Below are 15561 nucleotides of genomic sequence, written 5' to 3' on the forward strand. Positions count from 1 at the left end.
GCCTTCGATGCGGTTTACAACATCGACAATGCGGCCGTGCGACGGGGCTGTCGCCAATCGATGCCTTCCAGCAACATCGACAGCTGTGCCGACGTCAGAAAGATCTTGCCGCCATCCGCCTGGGGCCAAATAAACCGCCCATGCGAAAGCCGCTTCGCGAGAAGCCATAGTCCGTCATCTGTTGCCCATAGAATTTTTACGAGATCGCCGCGACGTCCCCGAAAAATGAACACGTCGCCGCCGAGCGGATTCTCTTCGAGTGCCGATTGCACCTTCGCGGCAAGAGCCGGGAAACCACTACGCATGTCGGTGACGCCTGCGGCGATCCAGATGCGAGTGCCAGCCGGCAGGCCGATCATCGGGACAGCTCCCGAATCAGCAGCCGCAGCATATCCGGCGACACGTTACCGCGAATGCGCAAGCGTGCACGGTCAAATTCGATCTCGCAGGCGTCCTCCGACACGGCTTCGCGGACCGGCATCGAAGCCTCGGCTTCCGGGACAATGCTGACTGGAAGTAACGATGCAACGTCACCATCGGGTTCCTGTCTGGCAGGCCCCGGACGCGGCGTCCCAAATGCACCCTGAAGATACTGGCGACGCCATCTGAACAGCAGGTTGGTGTTTATGTCGTTGCGACGCGCGACCAGCGATACAGACGCCCCGGGCTCGAACGTCTGTTCGACCAGCTGTCGTTTGAATTCGCGCGCAAAGTTGGGGCGCTTGCCCGGTGCCTCGCACTTGCTATCCACAATCTCGGCCACTTTGGTTCCCATCAAAACATTTGGTGGGAACCAAATTACCCCCGTTCACTGCTGCCCGGAGAACGGCCGACGTGAGACGCATACGAAGCGCGTGCGGGCCTCGATGGACAACTTTGATGCCGAGCTCCAGAAACTTCGAACTGACGATCTTGTAGATCGCCGCCCGCGTCAATGGACGTCGAGGCGAGTGCAGTCCGATAAATACCTCAGGGTAAGGTGTTGAGGGACGCACGGTGTCGATATAGCGGGCCAACGCTTCCGCCATGGACGGCAACAACGGATAAACTTGGGGTTGCCGTCGCTTGAGCCGGAATATCCGGATGACATGTTGTTGCCAGTCCACCTGGTCAAGCCGCAGTGTTGCAACCTCGGTAGCACGCATGCCATAGATGGACAACAGCATGAGGATCGCGCGAGCCCGTATATCCTGAGGTGCGTCGAAGACGGTGCACGCCAATAGCTTTTGCACGTCACTCCAATCCGGAGCATAAGGCAACGACCCTTGTGCATATATGCGCGGGCCACGTATTGCGTCGGCAAGTTGAGAATGGCACCAGCTCTGCGACGCCGCAAAGCGCAGGAAGTTCTTCAACAATGCTGCGACAGTTGCGACCGTCCGTCGGCCCCGGTGATGAGCGCAGTCATCGATAGAGTAGGTATCGATGTCGCCAGGTTGAAGAAGTTGCAATTCACGATTGCCTGCGTCGCACCAGATCAGGAAATCCCGCACACGGCATCGCCATCCGACAATGGTGGAATCAGTAAAGCCGCGCTCGTCACGCATCCATAAGCAGTACCAATCGAGCTTATCCTGAAATTTACATGGAACGGCTGGTTCATGCCACCACCCGAGAAACTGAAGCCATGGACGAGTGATGTTGATAAACCTTCGCCTAGTCGTGCCAGAATTCTCGAAAACCACTCTCCGGTCGGCAAGCGCCTCAAGACCATCCATGTCGAGGCCGTTTCCTGCATCCCCGTCAAGCAGCCGGGCGGCCCATAGCAATTCATTGCATTTGATCCGCAACGACCAATACGTGGCACCGGTATCGGAGCAGTGCTGGAGATAGCGCTCACGCTCGGCGGCAAACGGCCCGTCTTGATGGCGGCGCAAAGCCGTCGCGGATGACAGCAGTTTCTCAAACATGGCGAACCTCCGATTGATGGCTGGATCACCAGAACACTCCGATTGATATGTGACGTCAAGATTGACGAATCCTGCGTACTTACAACTCAACCGTTAAGTTGTACAACATATCTTCGACCGCAACATATTACGGGTTGTCGTTACTCACGCGTGGCCGGCTAAACGAGGCCACGACCCCCAGGTTCTCCAGGGTGGCAAGCATCGTCGCACCTTTCATCGGGCTGCCATTGACGCCCTTCTAAAGGTCAAGGGGTAATTTGAGTTTTGTGATCTGGCGGTTGCGTTGCTGGATTACGTAGTAGACCTCCCGCGCGATATAGCGCTTGAGGCAGCGGATCGCTTCAAGTTTCGAATGCCCCTCGCTGACGCGTTTGGCGACGTAGGCCTTTGTGCGAGCGTCGGTTCTCAAGCGACCGATGGCAATGATGTGCAAGGCGCTGTTGGCTGCGCGATCTCCACCTCGATTCAGGCGATGTCGCGTCACCTTACCGGAAGACGCCGGCACGGGGCTCACGCCACAAAGGGCGGCGAAGCTGGCCTCCGACTTAAGCCGGTCGCTGTTATCGCCAGCGGTCAGTAACAGTTGCGAAGCCGACTCGTAACCAATCGAATTTCGCGAGACAAGATCGGGGGCAAGTTCGTCCACGAGCCTCGCGATCATGACGTCGAGGTCGGCAATCTCGTCGTGCAACTCCAGATACCGACGTCCCAGTGACTTCAGTGCAATTCGGCAGGCAGAGGTCAGGTTCCGATAGTCCGACAGATCCGGACGCCACGCAGCCAATGTTCGGATGAGCTGCATTCGTGTCATCGCGCGTAGTGATTCACGTAATTCATCGGGCGCGCTGATGATGGTACTGTGGATCAGCTGTAAAGCGACGCGACGCGCCGAAATGGCCGTCTTCCGGCAGACTTTCAGAACGCGTAGCGATTCAATCATGCCATCGCGCGTCTTGGGCGTGACCGTACGCACGCCGGCGAAGGCAGCATGAGCAGCGTTGTAGGAGTCCAGCGTATCGTCCTTGCCACGTTTGCGCCGGTCGCTCTTATCCGGCGCGGTTACCTCCAGCACCGTTACATGGGCCTGCTGCAGGTAGCGCAGTAAGCCCGCGCCATAGCTCCCGGTGCACTCGACGCCGACCCGGACGAGCTCACCGAACGAGCACATCCAAAGCAACATCTGCTTGTAGCCGTGCCGCGTGGTTGGGAAGCATTCGCTGCCCAGAGGACGATCATGTTCGTCAACGACAGCCGCGAAATGCAGATCTTTATGCGTATCAACGCCGCCGACGATGCTGCGACGGCCAGCAGTAGCCTGTTCTTCTTTCATACAGTCTCGCTCCGGTTGCCGATGGGATATGGGCGATCTCACCGGCATCGAATACCTGGACAAGACAGTAAAGTGACAGGGCGTCGGGCCCTTCTTGAGTCACACGTATCGACGAGGTGAAACCTCGCCGTTCGGCAGTTCCAGAGGACCGACGGGTCCAGGGAAAGACATTGAGTCGATCGGAGTGTGGGTCAGGTCGCCCGGAACGCTCTACGGCACCAGACCTCGCCCGGAAGCCCCCTCTTTCGAAACGGTGACTGCCCGGAAACATCTGGTACCCGTATTCTTACTATCCGAGTGCAGCACCAGGGGACGTCCTGCCAGGCCCTCTGCCAGACTGGCACGCCGCATCAGCAACGCGGCCAGTTCTGCAGATTCGGCTTCATGCACTTCGTGACCGACAATCTTGCGGTGAACACGTCCAGCATCATGTACCAGTAGTAATACTGTCCTTTGACCGCCGCAGGTACCCAGGTGATGTCCCACGACCAGACCTGATTGGGCGCCGTCGCGCAATGACTGGTCACTATCCGGGTCGAGGGCTTGCGCGCACGACCACGATGGTGCTGCTGCGAGGCGCTGCGCAGCACGCGGTAAAAGCTCGACTCCGATGCGACATACACGCCGCGATCGGCCAGCCTCGGCACGATCTGGCTGGGCGGCAGACTGGCAAACTCCGTACTATTGGTTACCTCAAGAATCTGTTGCCGTTCAGCCTCACTCAGCTGGTTGCCCGGCGGCGGCCGTTCGGTCGTGGTACGACCATCGGCACGTACCGTGTCACCGTCACCGACCCAGCGCTGAAACGTGCGCAGGCTCACGCCCAACTCGTCGCACGCCTTCTCCAGCCGGCAGCCTGACTGCGCCGCCTCGCGTATCAACGATATACATAACAGGCGATCCGGGACGTTGATCAATCGTTCTCTTTGTCTCCCCAGATCGCCTGGACTTTTTTTCTCAGAATTAGCAGCGCCGCCGCTTCCGCTAGCGCCTTCTCCTTGCGCTGCAATTCCTTCTCGAGCTGCCGGATGCGCTGCCTGTCGTCTTTCGACTGGTGGCGCTGCTCGCGTGCCTGCTCGGTGGCATTCGCGTTGGCTGCCTGGCAGGCAGCACGCCACGCCGCGATCTGTTCGGGATAGAGTCCTTTGCGCCGGCAGTACTCGGCCAGCTCCGCTGCGTTGAGCGGGGCGGCTTCCAGCACTACTGTAAACTTGTCTTCCGAAGACCATCCCTCGGGATTCTTCCCATCGCCCGGCACGGCCAACCCTTGTCCTTTCGCCTGTCGGCGCCACGTGTACAACGTCTGTTCGGTAATCCCCGTTTCTCTGGCCAGCGCTGAGACCAACGCGTTTCCCGGCGGCATCATGCGACGCACCAGCGCTTCTTTTCTTTCTGCTGAGTAGGCTTTCATTCACCCTGATTTTACCGCCCCCGGACCATATCTATAAGATTCAGATAACACGACAAGTAGTCTGACGCCGGGGGCCGTACCACGGGTGCCAACGATAGAGAACTTCCCTTGACTCGGTGATATGGGCGTTGTGTTGACGGCTTGTACAACGCGCGCCGACTACATTCAACGCTCGATCACGTCAGCCCCATGACATTGGAGAAGAACTGGTACGCAACTCAGAGAGGCGAAGCAGCATAATTCACCCGACTATGGCATTCGTCAAACGAGGGCAAGGTCAGACAATGAACTCTGTCTCCCTGCCACATATCGCTCAAGAAAAACTTGAAGATCGTCCGCCGTTGGACGCGTCCCCCAACCGCTGGCAACATTAACGGCGGCAAGCGCCATCCATGAATCGGGCGCTGGAATTGATTCAACAACCGCAGTCCCTTCACTTATAACCAACCGTCCCGTCGACAAGTGGAAGCGAGCGGAGACCTGGAGACGGTCGACGACCACGTCCGCAAGCACGCTTCGCCTTTTCATCCCACCTCGTTTCAGGATCGTTGGCAACAACTTATGATGCCAATCTGACTTTACCAAAACCTGACCTCCTCAGAAGTCAAACGTGTGTAATCAACGATTCAACAGTGCTAACTTAGGACGTTAGGTGATAAATCAAACTCCTGCAGAATTCCTAAAGTGGCCGCGCGTAGCCCTTAGAGACGACAGCCGAATATGGGGCCTCCCTCAGACCGCGTGATCTTGCCATCTTGCCTCACCAAATCATCGGCGCAATGCAGAACCCATGGCAGGACGATAAGGCGCTGGTGGAAACACGCGCCATGAGCCATCGTCATGGCGAAAGAACGCGATGGCGAACGCGCCGGCCTCGCCCGAGGCTTCTACATAGACGTACCGAAGCAGCTTACGTCCCGACCTACTGAAGCGCGTGATGCGGACATGCCTTAACTGATTAATGCCGATCCACGATTGGACAACATTGCGCAACGAATCTTCCCGCCGAAGCATGGACATCTCCTACTGAGCGCACGACATTCGGTGGAAGTACCAAGACAATAAGCGTGCGCCCCCTGCTCAAGGTCCTGACAAAACTCGGCACGGACAATTCCTCGACGACTGGGACCGCTCCCCAATATACCTGCGTTGAAGAGCGTAAGCGAACACATCGGGGAAGATGGTCCGCGCACGCAGGATTTGCCAACTACACAGCGAGACACAGGTATTTGATTACTACGTAGTCGTCGATTCCATAACGGGAACCTTCGCGCCCCAAGCCGGATTGTTTCACGCCACCGAAGGGTGCGACCTCGTTGGAGATAAGACCGGTGTTTATGCCGACCATTCCATACTCCAATGCTTCTGCTACGCGCCATACGCGGCGAATGTCCCGACTATAGAAGTATGCTGCTAGACCATACTCTGTATCGTTGGCCATGCGGATCACATCGTCGTCGGACGAGAAAGCAAAGAGCGACGAGAGAGGGCCGAACGTTTCCTCTTTAGCAACGACCATCTCTGGAGTGACGCCTGTCATGACGGTGGGCTCAAAGAAACTGCGTCCCAAGGGATGCCGTTTGCCACCTGCAATGACAGACGCGCCCTTTGAGACCGCGTCTTCGATATGCGCCTCGACCTTCTTAACGGCATCTTCATTGATCAACGGGCCGAGAACAACTCCGCTCTCGGTACCGGGGCCAATGGAGAGCTTCGCGACGGCCGCCGCCAGCTTCGCGGCGAACTCGTCATAGACCCGATCATGGACGTAAAAGCGGTTTGTGCAAACGCACGTCTGGCCACTATTTCGGTATTTCGAAGCGACCGCACCTTCAACAGCTGCATCCAGGTCGGCGTCCTCGAACACGATGAATGGCGCATTGCCGCCAAGTTCGAGAGTCACCTTTTTAATTGTCTGGGCGCTTTGCGCCATCAAAACCCTTCCAACTTCAGTTGAACCGGTAAAGGAGAGTTTTCTGACGTAACGGTTGGACGTCATCTCCCCACCGATCAATCGTGATTTTCCCGTTACGATGCTTAGCACGCCCGGGGGAACGCCTGCTCGCTCCGCGAGCACTGCGAGGGCGAACGCCGAGTACGGCGTCGCCTCGGACGGTTTCACGACGATCGTGCACCCAGCTGCGAGAGCAGGACCAACCTTGCGCGTGATCATTGCGGCAGGGAAGTTCCACGGCGTTATTGCCACGCAAACGCCGATCGGCTCTTTGGTGACGAGAATGCGTTTGTCTTGCGCCGTGGAGGCCAATGTATCGCCAGCAATTCGTTTACCTTCCTCGCCGAACCACTCGATGAATGACGCTGCGTATAGGATTTCGCCCTTCGCTTCTGCAAGCGGCTTCCCCTGCTCGGTCGTCAGGATGAAAGCGAGATCGTCCGCATTCTCGATCATAAGTTCGAACCATCGACGCATGATCGCTGCGCGCTCCTTCGCCGTTTTCTTGCGCCACGCCGGCCATGCCGTGTTCGCTGCATCAATCGCCCGGCGCGTCTCATCCGCACCCATCCGGGGCGCCGTTCCGATCCGCTCGCCAGTCGCGGGGTTTACGACAACGAAGGTTTCGCCGCTGTCCGATTGTTGCCATTTTCCGTCGATATATGCGTCTTGGCGAAACAACGACGGATCCTTCAGTTTCGATTTGAGTGTCATTTTCATGCTCAGTTAGACCGTTGCCTTAACTACTTCTGCTCGGAAAGCCATCAAAGACTCAGTACCTCCCCCAGATCGCCACGCGTGGCGAATGCAACTGCTTCGACACGTTCCTTTCGTAGGCTCGCGCACCGCTGTTCTTGAGGTCGAACTACTGCATGAATACTGACATCCCTTCAGCCTTTTGAACCATCTCGTACGCGCGGCGGTGCGCACCCTAAGCCTAGTCAATTGACGATGTTAGGAATGCTGCGTTAACAAAATTAGCCCTTCCTGCGCGAGTGAGGCGATCAGCGTACCTCCGCGTGAATAAATTGCGCCCCGTGTTAGGCCGCGCGACGATTGGGTCGACGGGCTGTCATGCGAAAACAGAAGCCAGTCGTCAAGAGGGTCTTCGCGATGGAACCACATCGCATGGTCGAGACTCGTCAATTCGATGTCGAGGTCGAATCCGGCGCGCCCGTGGGCGAAAGTCGCTGTGTCAAGCAAAGTCACGTCCGACAGATACGCGAGTACCGCCGCCCGAGTTGCCCGGCTAGCAGGCAATGGGCCTTTGGCCCTGAACCAAATGTTCTGCCGCGGCTCGAGCTTTTCGCGGCTAGTATAGTGTTTTAGTATCACTGGCCGCATCTCGGCTGGCCGTTCACGTTCCCAGTAACGCTTTACCCCTACCGGCCCTCGACCTGCAAACTGACTGATCAGTTCCTGTTGCGTCGATAACGTTTCGGGCGGCGGCACATCGTGCGGCATGGCAATCTGGTGTTCAAGGCCTGTTTCGTCTACTTGAAAGGAGGACTCCAGAGAGAAGATTGTCTGGCCATGTTGGAGGGCGATGACGCGGCGGTTGGAGAAGCGGCGTCCGTCGCGAATCCGATCTACCTCGTAGATGACCGGCACCTCCATGTCGCCGGGCCGCAGGAAGTAGCCGTGCAACGAATGGACATGCCTGCACATTTCAACTGTCTGCTGCGCTGCAATCAGCGCTTGGGCAATGATCTGGCCGCCGAAGACACGCTGCCCTTCCTGCTTTAGATTGCAACCTAGAAAACGGTTGTCTCCAAGCTTCGCGAGTTCGAGAACAGTAAGGAGCTCTGACATCGTGGACATGTTATTGCCCTTCATGAGGCGTTATTGGATAGGTCAAGAACGGAGAAGCACATCTGGTATTTCCCGGTAGACGATGGGATCTTGGCAAAAGTCGGTTGACCGATAAGTTGCTCTGTTGCCTGCCGACTTACCCCTCGCTTCCGCCTTCCGCTCCCGAAGCTAGCGCTTTCGTCATTTGCGAAAATGCGTTCGAAACGTTGGATGGCAGGCTCAATTAAATTGCTCGGGCTGGTCCATGACGTCCTACTCATGCATCGAATCTTTTGCCTCTGGTAGGGTGTGCAGCCAACAACACGTCCAACAGTGGAAGGTGGCATTGGCCCGCCCCAAATTCGGAACGCAAGCCAGCGTTCGCGGCGCCCCCAAAATATTGCCGAGGAACGATCGAGATACTAGCCGTCTAGGAAGCACTGTGCCGTTATGCGCGACCTCGCGGGATCGCTGCGCAGGCCATCACTCGTGCCCAAGGTTGGGTCGCGGTAGGTCAAACGGTTATTTTGCCAACGCGTGCCTGACTCGGGTCTATCGCATTTTCAGACTTGATGTGGATTAACACAAACATATAATTCGCAGTCTATGCATGAACTTTGCGAATGAAGCGCGAGGACCCACTCGATCAGGTTCGTGGCCGTAGCGCTTGCGTCAATTCCAGCCGAGAAAGTTCACAAATTCCTGCACCATCGCGTGTGGCCAAGCACCTTCAGGTTGCGCGCGTCGCCGCAAGCCTCCATCCCGATGAGGGAGGCCGGGGAAGAATGCGATGACTTGGTCACGCCGCGACTGCCAACGCAATACTGCGTTCTGGCGCCCGTTCCCCCGTGAGCCTAGTTGCTGACGCGCCCTCGGTTCGAGTGCCCGAATTGCGGTAGGAATGCCCATTGCTGAGTACCCCCCGCGCAGATCCCGGCGTGCCCAATTCGGGCACCGGGCTCCTACCTTGGGTGTTTGACGGCAAATCGCTCGTTCGGCCACGGATGAAGGATTCGAGGGCGCGGGAGCCAGGCATTGGCAATCCGCGACATTCGCCCCCACGTCATGGCGTCTTTCTGACTGCGTCGCCGGAGCGTGCGCCTCCAGAGATGGGTGACGTGGTGTCGAAATGCGCCGAGTGCCCGCGAGTTGGTGGGCACCGCGTGATACGCGAAGTACCCGCGAACCACCTGCCTGAGCCATTGCCCTTGCACTGGAATCGGTTCGTGCATGCGCCTCCGGAGTTCCTCCTTGATCTGCCTGAGTTTCGCCCGCATGCGATCCCCTCGGGTCTTCCTCTGTAGCTGGAAGGCACCACGGCGAGACCGCCCGCAGATAAAGATGAAACCCAGAAAGGTGAAGGTCTCCGGTCGGTCAAGGCCGTAGCGCTTTCGTCTGCCCGCTGCATTGCGGCCAAACTCCAGCAACCTCGTCTTGTCCGGATGCAGCACAAGCGAGAACTCCTCCAACCTCGTTCGCATCGCGTCCCAGAAGCGCCGCGCGTCGGCTTCGTGCTCGAAGCCGACCACGATGTCATCCGCGTACCGCAGGATGATCACGTTGCCTTTGGCTTCCCGCCGTCGCCACCGGTTGGCCCAGAGATCGAAGACGTAGTGCAGGTACACGTTCGCGAACAGCGGTGAGGCCACTGATCCCTGGGGTGTACCGGTCTCACTGACGCTAAGCTCTCCGTCTTCCAGAACACCCGCCTTGAGCCACTTGCGCACAAGGCGGATGATGCGTTGGTCGTAAGCGATCCATCAGCGGCGCCGGTCAGAGTGAGGCCTTTGGGCGCGTGATGTATGGTAGGGGACGAGTCAGCGGAGATCGGCAGGCATCTTCCAGGGAAGCAGCGCGTCGTAGTCATCGACGGTCTTCGCGAGTGGGAGACGCTGGAACAGCCAGGTGAGATATCGATAGGGATCGGTGCCGTTGGCCTTGCAGGTCTCGACCAGCGAATACAGATTGGCGCTCGCATTTGCGCCGTCGACGGTGTCGGAGAAGAGCCAACTGCGGCGGCCGAGGACAAACGGGCGGATCGAATTTTCGCAGGGGTTGTTCGATATGGGCCAGTTGCCGTTCTCAACATAGCGTGTGAGTTTCGGCCATTGCCCGTGCAGATAGTTCAGCGCCTTGCCGAGCAGACTGTTGGGGACGACGCCGGGCGACTGCTCGATCATCAGCTTTTCGAGGACGTCGAGCACGCGCGCACTGTAGCGTCGTCGCAATCGCTGCCGTCGTTCGGCCTGCCACGTTTTACTGCGCGCTTCGGCGGCGAACAGTTTGCCGATCAGTTTGATGAAGCGGGTCGCGAGCAGACTGCGGGAGCGTGCCGCCTTCGGCACGTTGTCTTCGGCTTTGACGAAGTACCGTCTCGCGTGGGCCCAGCATCCGAGATGCACGAGCTGGTACTGTTGCGCGATGCCGTTGTACGGTTCGTAGCCGTCAGTCATCAGGGCCGTGCCCTTGCGAATGCCGGTGAACAGTTTGTCAGCGAGCTTCGTACCGCGTCCGGCCGTATAGGCGTAGCAGCGGATCGGGGTACCCGAGCCAGTCATCTGCGACCAGAGGTAACTTTTCGTTTGCGGCTTCCGGCCTTCTTCTTTCAGCACCTGGAACGTCGTCTCGTCACTGAGGATCAGATCAGACTCCAGCAGCGCGTCGCGCATCAGGTTGATCACGGGCTGCGTGGCCAGACCGACGCGAACCATGCTCGCCGCGATCGTGTTTGACGAGATGTCGCCGCCGAAGCGCCGCAACAGGCCAGCCTGACGATACAGCGGCATGCCGAACTGAAACTTGCCGGTCGCGATCCACGAGAGTGCCGACTCGGTCAGCAGCCCGCGCGCGATGATGCGCGGCGGCGCAGGCGTAACCTTGATGCCGAGATCGCAGCACGGGCAGGCATACTTGACGCGCTGATGCTGGATCACGCGCAGCTGCTCGGGGATCACGTCGAGCTGCTCGCTGGTCTCGACGCCGATCTCGACGAGCACGTGGCCGTCGTGAGCGCAGAAACGCTCGGCTTCGGGCAGCTCGTGCCGTACGACCTCGCGCGGTAAGGCAGGATCGAGTGGTTTGCGGTGGCCGCGCTTCTTGCGCGTGTGTGCACCAACCTGCGTTTCAGGGGTGTCTTCCTGCGCGGGGATAGCGTTTGCGCCTAGCGCCTCGGCTTCATTGAACAGGCCGGGCTGATCGGCATTGCGCGCTTCGCTCTTCGCGCCGAACAGCTCGCGCCGGTAAGCACGCAGCCGTTCTTCGGCAAGATCGCGTTCCGCAGTTACGACGCGCAGCGCGCCGCGAACCTCGTCATGCGCGCGCTGAAGCGAACCGTACGCCTCGCGTATCGCGAGCAGTGCGGTGAGTTCGTCGGCGGTGATGGCGACCTGGATCGGCATGCCGGTTAGACCGACATGCCGACTGCCTGTTCAGCTCACACGCAGATATTCCTGCTTCGGATGCCGCCGGATCGCGGTAATGTCGTCGCCGTCCAGAAGCGCATGCAGCAGGTCCGTCGTCAACGTCACGACCTCGGTCTTCCTCTCGGGCCAGATGAAGCGGTTAGCCTCGAGTCTTTTGATCATCAGCCAGAATCCGCTGCCATCCCAGCCCAGAATTTTTATACGATCGCGACGCCGGTTGCCGAAGATGTAAAGCGAAGAATCCATCGGGTTCAGGCGCATCGACTGTTCGACGAGAATCGACAGGCTGTTCATGCCGTAGCGGAAGTCGACAGGATCGCGATGCAGGTACACCTTCAGCCCTTCGTCGAACCGGAACACGGCAGCCTCCCCAGAATCTGAACCAGGGTCGTCAGCTCGTCGATGCTCGCGATCGCCTTGCCCAGCTCGAGCTCGACGCCGTTCGACAGTCGCACATGCAACGCGAGCGTCATCGACTGCGGTGACGATGTGGGCGATGTTGACGACGGCGCCGCGACGACCGGCACGAAAGCCGACTGCGACGACTCGATCGCTCGCAGTCCGGTGGGTACCATGTCGATCGCTACACCGTCGACAGGCATCGGGTCCCGAGCCTGTAGTCGCTGCTGGTACCGTGCAATCCATTTGCGCAACTGGTTCGGATTAACATCATGATCAATTGCCATGCGGGCGATCGACACGCCCGGCTTCAGGCACTGCTCAACCAGTTCTTCCAGTGCGCTTTCATCGTACTCGCGCCGGCCATCGCGTTTCATGCCGATTACCAGGCGACTCTTGAGGTCCTTCTTTTCGTTCATCTGAGTCAGTGTGCAGGTGTCCACGTGGACACCTAGCTTCTGACCTTCGCGGCTTTCAAGGAAGGGCGTCGTTTATGGACCGCATACCGTTGGTCGCCGATCCGGTGCTCCAGGAAACGGACTAGCCAGGTCTGGCTAACCGAGTCGAAAAAGCTCCGGATATCCGCGTCCAGAATCCAGTTCACCGGGGTGCTGGTGATGGCCGTCGCCAACGAATCCAACGCATCATGTTGACTACGCCCGGGCCGGAACCCGTACGAGAAACCCAGAAAGTCTTCCTCGTATATCGCGTTCAGCACTTCCACCACCGCACGCTGGACGATCTTGTCTTCCAGCGCGGCAATCCCCAACGGTCGACCAGCTTTACGAACTGGGAGTGGCATGAAGAACTCGTTGATCGCACCGCTCGCTGGGCGCCCCGACTGGTACCGGGTCGCGGACGATATGGTGGTCACGCACGACAAGGCTGGAAACGCTGCTTCGCTGTTTGGTGACGACGGCTGGGACGTCCGGGCATATACGACTGGAACATGCCGCAGCCATATCTATTTCAGGGGTCACACGCCTGACGGCGTGAGCCGCGCCCTTTCAGAGGCGACTACGCGCCAATGGAAGCAGGTGATGTACTTTCTGATGTATGAAGCGACCGATACGGTACCGGCGTCCAGTACGCTTAAGGCAAGTTCAGTTTGCCTGAAGGACTTCACATTCTTTGCCGCCGCGCGCCAGATCACGCTCTACGAGGGGCTGTCCAGCGTCGCCGTTGTTCTGGACTATGTGGCGCAAGCCGGGAAGGAGAGGAAGGCCCATCGTCTACATGCGATTCTGGTGAAGCTTCATCGTCTGGGTGTCGAGACCACAGGGCTGCGCGTACCGCTGGCCCAACTGCATAAGCCTCTGCTCGAACGTTTCTCGCAACGTGCTGGATACGCACAATACCCTGTTATCCCGACGCAGATCTACCAGCACTTCCTGTCGGCGTGTGAGCATGACCTCGTCCTCGCTGAGGGGATCGCTGACATCCTGTCTGGCTACCTCGCACGCGTCTATGGCGGTGAGAGTCCGGTCGTCCCAGCAGAATTAATAAGGATTGCAGTACACTTAGGGGGCAAGGACTCCCCTTACGTTGTGTCGTCGCTTGTAGCGTCGACCAGGGCGTTATGCCAGCTTGTCATCCTGTCGTTCACCGGCATGCGTGCGGCAGAAGCGGAGAACCTGCCATACGACTGCCTGCGCGAGACCCTTCTGGATGGCGTGACCCACTACACCATCGAGGGCATCACGACCAAGCTGTCAGGCGGTCGTCCCAGGCGCGCATGCTGGGTGACCAGCCCGATCGCTGCCCGCGCCATCAAGCTCGCGCAACGCCTGTCGGGCGAGGCACACCGTGCGCACGGAGCGCACGGAGCGCACGCCTACGCCGAATCGACGGATGGTTCGCACCTCCTGTTCTGCCGGATGGGTTTGAGTCTGCGTTATGGGTACGTGGCAAACCAGGCGGCGAGTAACGTGCATGACGATATCGAAGCCTTTCGTGAGCGCGTCTTCCCGACGATTACGGCCGAGGACATTGCTGAGCTGAAGCGTGTCGACATGCACCGCGCGTGGGAAGACGAGCCGAAGTACGCGGTCGGGCAACAGTGGCCGTTCACGCGGCACCAGCTTCGGAGGACGCTCGCGTTATACGCGCACCGCAGCGGACTCGTGACGCTGCCAACGCTCAAGCGTCAGCTGCAGCACATCACCGAGGAAATGGCCAGATACTACGCCCGCGGCTCCGCGTTCGCGAAGGGCTTCATCGACACCAACAGGACCCACTTCGCGAAGGAATGGGCCGAGACGCAGGGCCTGTCCGAGTACCTTGCGTACGCCGAGCAGGTACTGTTCTCTGACGAACGGCTGTTCGGCGGACACGCAGCGTGGGTGCAGAGCCGTGCCGTGCAGGCTTCGCCCGTGTCGGTTTATTCGCGTGAGCATACGGTGAGGATGTTCGGGAAGGGCGAACTGGCGTACCGCGAGACGGTGTTGGGCGGCTGCGTCAGCGTCGAACCGTGCAAGTCGACGCCGCTGGACTGGATGCGTCTGGATTGCCTTGAGTCGAACTGTCGTAACCTCGTGATCGTGCCGTCAAAGCTTCAGCGCGTGATCAAGGCGCAGCAAGCTACGGTCGGGAAGCTGCGCGCGGTCGATGAGACGAGCGTCGAATACCGTCTCGAGGCGCAGACGCTGCATCGACTGCTTGACGCGCAGGAGAAACTGATCAAACCGGAGGCGGCATGAGCGACGCCATGACCGACTACTACGCCGCCCTTGAGCGGCTGAAGAAGCGCAATGGTGCGCGTATCAACAATGACACCGTGGCGATCGAGGCAGGCCGGAAGAAAGGCAGCATCAAGAAATCGCGCCCGCGGTTCGCCGAACTGATCGCAGCGATCAACGCGGCCAACGGGGTAGCCGGGCGTCCGAAGCTCGAACTGACCGAGCGTCTGAACCGCGCGAAGGGCGACGCAAAGAATCTGCAGGCACAGCTTGACGAATCGCTGGCTCGTGAGCTCGCACTACTGCGTCAGGTGTTCAACCTGCGCAAGGAACTGGCCGCTCTGCGTGGCGGTAGCGTCCTGCCCCTGCAGCCGCGCTAGATCGGGTCGATCATCTCCGCTCGATATCAACTGCGAAACTTGCGGCGAAAGATGGACACTCTGACGGTCATTGTGTCCATTTTTTTGCTAATTTTATGGACACCCCGCAGCCTGCTGATTCCAGTATTTTCAAGGCTCCGTGTGATGTCCATTTTTTCTATCTTGCGCGTACTCCCGGTTCCCGTACAAGGAGCGTGCGTGCGTGCCAGGGTCTTCGACCACGCCGAGCCGACGGGGTGCTCGCACTAGCGCACCCCGTCGTATTGCCTTCCGCAGTGTCAACGGC

12 protein-coding genes and 2 pseudogenes are annotated in these 15561 nt (G+C 58.9%); 2 read left to right on the forward strand and 12 right to left on the reverse strand.

The window, feature by feature from the left end; translation table 11 throughout:
• Window positions 1-14: 14 nt before the first annotated feature.
• The 12 genes and pseudogenes from tnpB (B0G81_RS38660) to B0G81_RS38720 form a co-directional block, all read right to left on the reverse strand.
• Window positions 15-359 (reverse strand): IS66 family insertion sequence element accessory protein TnpB, encoded by a 345-nt coding sequence (gene tnpB, locus B0G81_RS38660; RefSeq protein ID WP_087633492.1) that lies wholly within the window; start codon window positions 357-359, stop codon window positions 15-17.
• Window positions 356-763: a transposase gene (locus B0G81_RS38665; protein WP_243856837.1), complete on the reverse strand. Its 408-nt coding sequence runs from the start codon at window positions 761-763 to the stop codon at window positions 356-358. Before B0G81_RS38665 ends, tnpB (B0G81_RS38660) begins: the two co-directional genes overlap by 4 nt.
• Window positions 744-1910: a tyrosine-type recombinase/integrase gene (locus B0G81_RS38670; protein WP_134143442.1), complete on the reverse strand. Its 1167-nt coding sequence runs from the start codon at window positions 1908-1910 to the stop codon at window positions 744-746. The genes B0G81_RS38665 and B0G81_RS38670 overlap by 20 nt, the downstream gene beginning before the upstream one ends.
• Window positions 1911-2148: 238 nt before the next feature.
• Entirely contained in the window at window positions 2149-3240 is a 1092-nt protein-coding gene (locus B0G81_RS38675) for an IS110 family transposase (protein WP_134143443.1), read from the reverse strand.
• A 288-nt stretch (window positions 3241-3528) separates the two neighbouring features.
• Window positions 3529-4651, reverse strand: a pseudogene (locus tag B0G81_RS45040) (transposase); the annotation flags it as partial.
• A gap of 1207 nt (window positions 4652-5858) precedes the next feature.
• Window positions 5859-7319 carry an NAD-dependent succinate-semialdehyde dehydrogenase gene (locus tag B0G81_RS38690; protein WP_134143445.1) on the reverse strand — a complete coding sequence of 487 codons (1461 nt, stop codon included), beginning with the start codon at window positions 7317-7319 and terminating at the stop codon, window positions 5859-5861.
• Between the two features lie 240 nt (window positions 7320-7559).
• Window positions 7560-8426, reverse strand: a complete 867-nt coding sequence (locus tag B0G81_RS38695) for an acyl-CoA thioesterase II (RefSeq protein WP_134143446.1) — start codon at window positions 8424-8426, stop codon at window positions 7560-7562.
• A gap of 932 nt (window positions 8427-9358) precedes the next feature.
• Entirely contained in the window at window positions 9359-10123 is a 765-nt protein-coding gene (locus B0G81_RS38700; protein ID WP_347877479.1) for a reverse transcriptase domain-containing protein, read from the reverse strand.
• 90 nt (window positions 10124-10213) lie between these two features.
• Window positions 10214-11794 carry an IS66 family transposase gene (locus B0G81_RS38705; protein ID WP_134143447.1) on the reverse strand — a complete coding sequence of 527 codons (1581 nt, stop codon included), beginning with the start codon at window positions 11792-11794 and terminating at the stop codon, window positions 10214-10216.
• A 30-nt stretch (window positions 11795-11824) separates the two neighbouring features.
• Complete coding sequence (tnpB, locus tag B0G81_RS38710; protein WP_134143448.1) at window positions 11825-12178, reverse strand: IS66 family insertion sequence element accessory protein TnpB; 354 nt, start codon at window positions 12176-12178, stop codon at window positions 11825-11827.
• Window positions 12154-12636 (reverse strand): transposase, encoded by a 483-nt coding sequence (locus B0G81_RS38715; protein ID WP_134143449.1) that lies wholly within the window; start codon window positions 12634-12636, stop codon window positions 12154-12156. The genes tnpB (B0G81_RS38710) and B0G81_RS38715 overlap by 25 nt, the downstream gene beginning before the upstream one ends.
• Window positions 12637-12722: 86 nt before the next feature.
• Window positions 12723-12992: pseudogene (locus tag B0G81_RS38720) on the reverse strand (reverse transcriptase/maturase family protein); the annotation flags it as partial.
• A gap of 37 nt (window positions 12993-13029) precedes the next feature.
• On the opposite strand from B0G81_RS38720, the gene B0G81_RS38725 reads away from it, so the two are divergent.
• Window positions 13030-14916 carry an integrase gene (locus tag B0G81_RS38725; protein WP_243856838.1) on the forward strand — a complete coding sequence of 629 codons (1887 nt, stop codon included), beginning with the start codon at window positions 13030-13032 and terminating at the stop codon, window positions 14914-14916.
• Window positions 14913-15275 carry a hypothetical protein gene (locus tag B0G81_RS38730; protein WP_134143451.1) on the forward strand — a complete coding sequence of 121 codons (363 nt, stop codon included), beginning with the start codon at window positions 14913-14915 and terminating at the stop codon, window positions 15273-15275. Before B0G81_RS38725 ends, B0G81_RS38730 begins: the two co-directional genes overlap by 4 nt.
• Window positions 15276-15561: the final 286 nt, after the last annotated feature.

Source organism: Paraburkholderia sp. BL6665CI2N2 (assembly GCF_004366535.1).
Classification (GTDB): Bacteria; Pseudomonadota; Gammaproteobacteria; order Burkholderiales; family Burkholderiaceae; genus Paraburkholderia.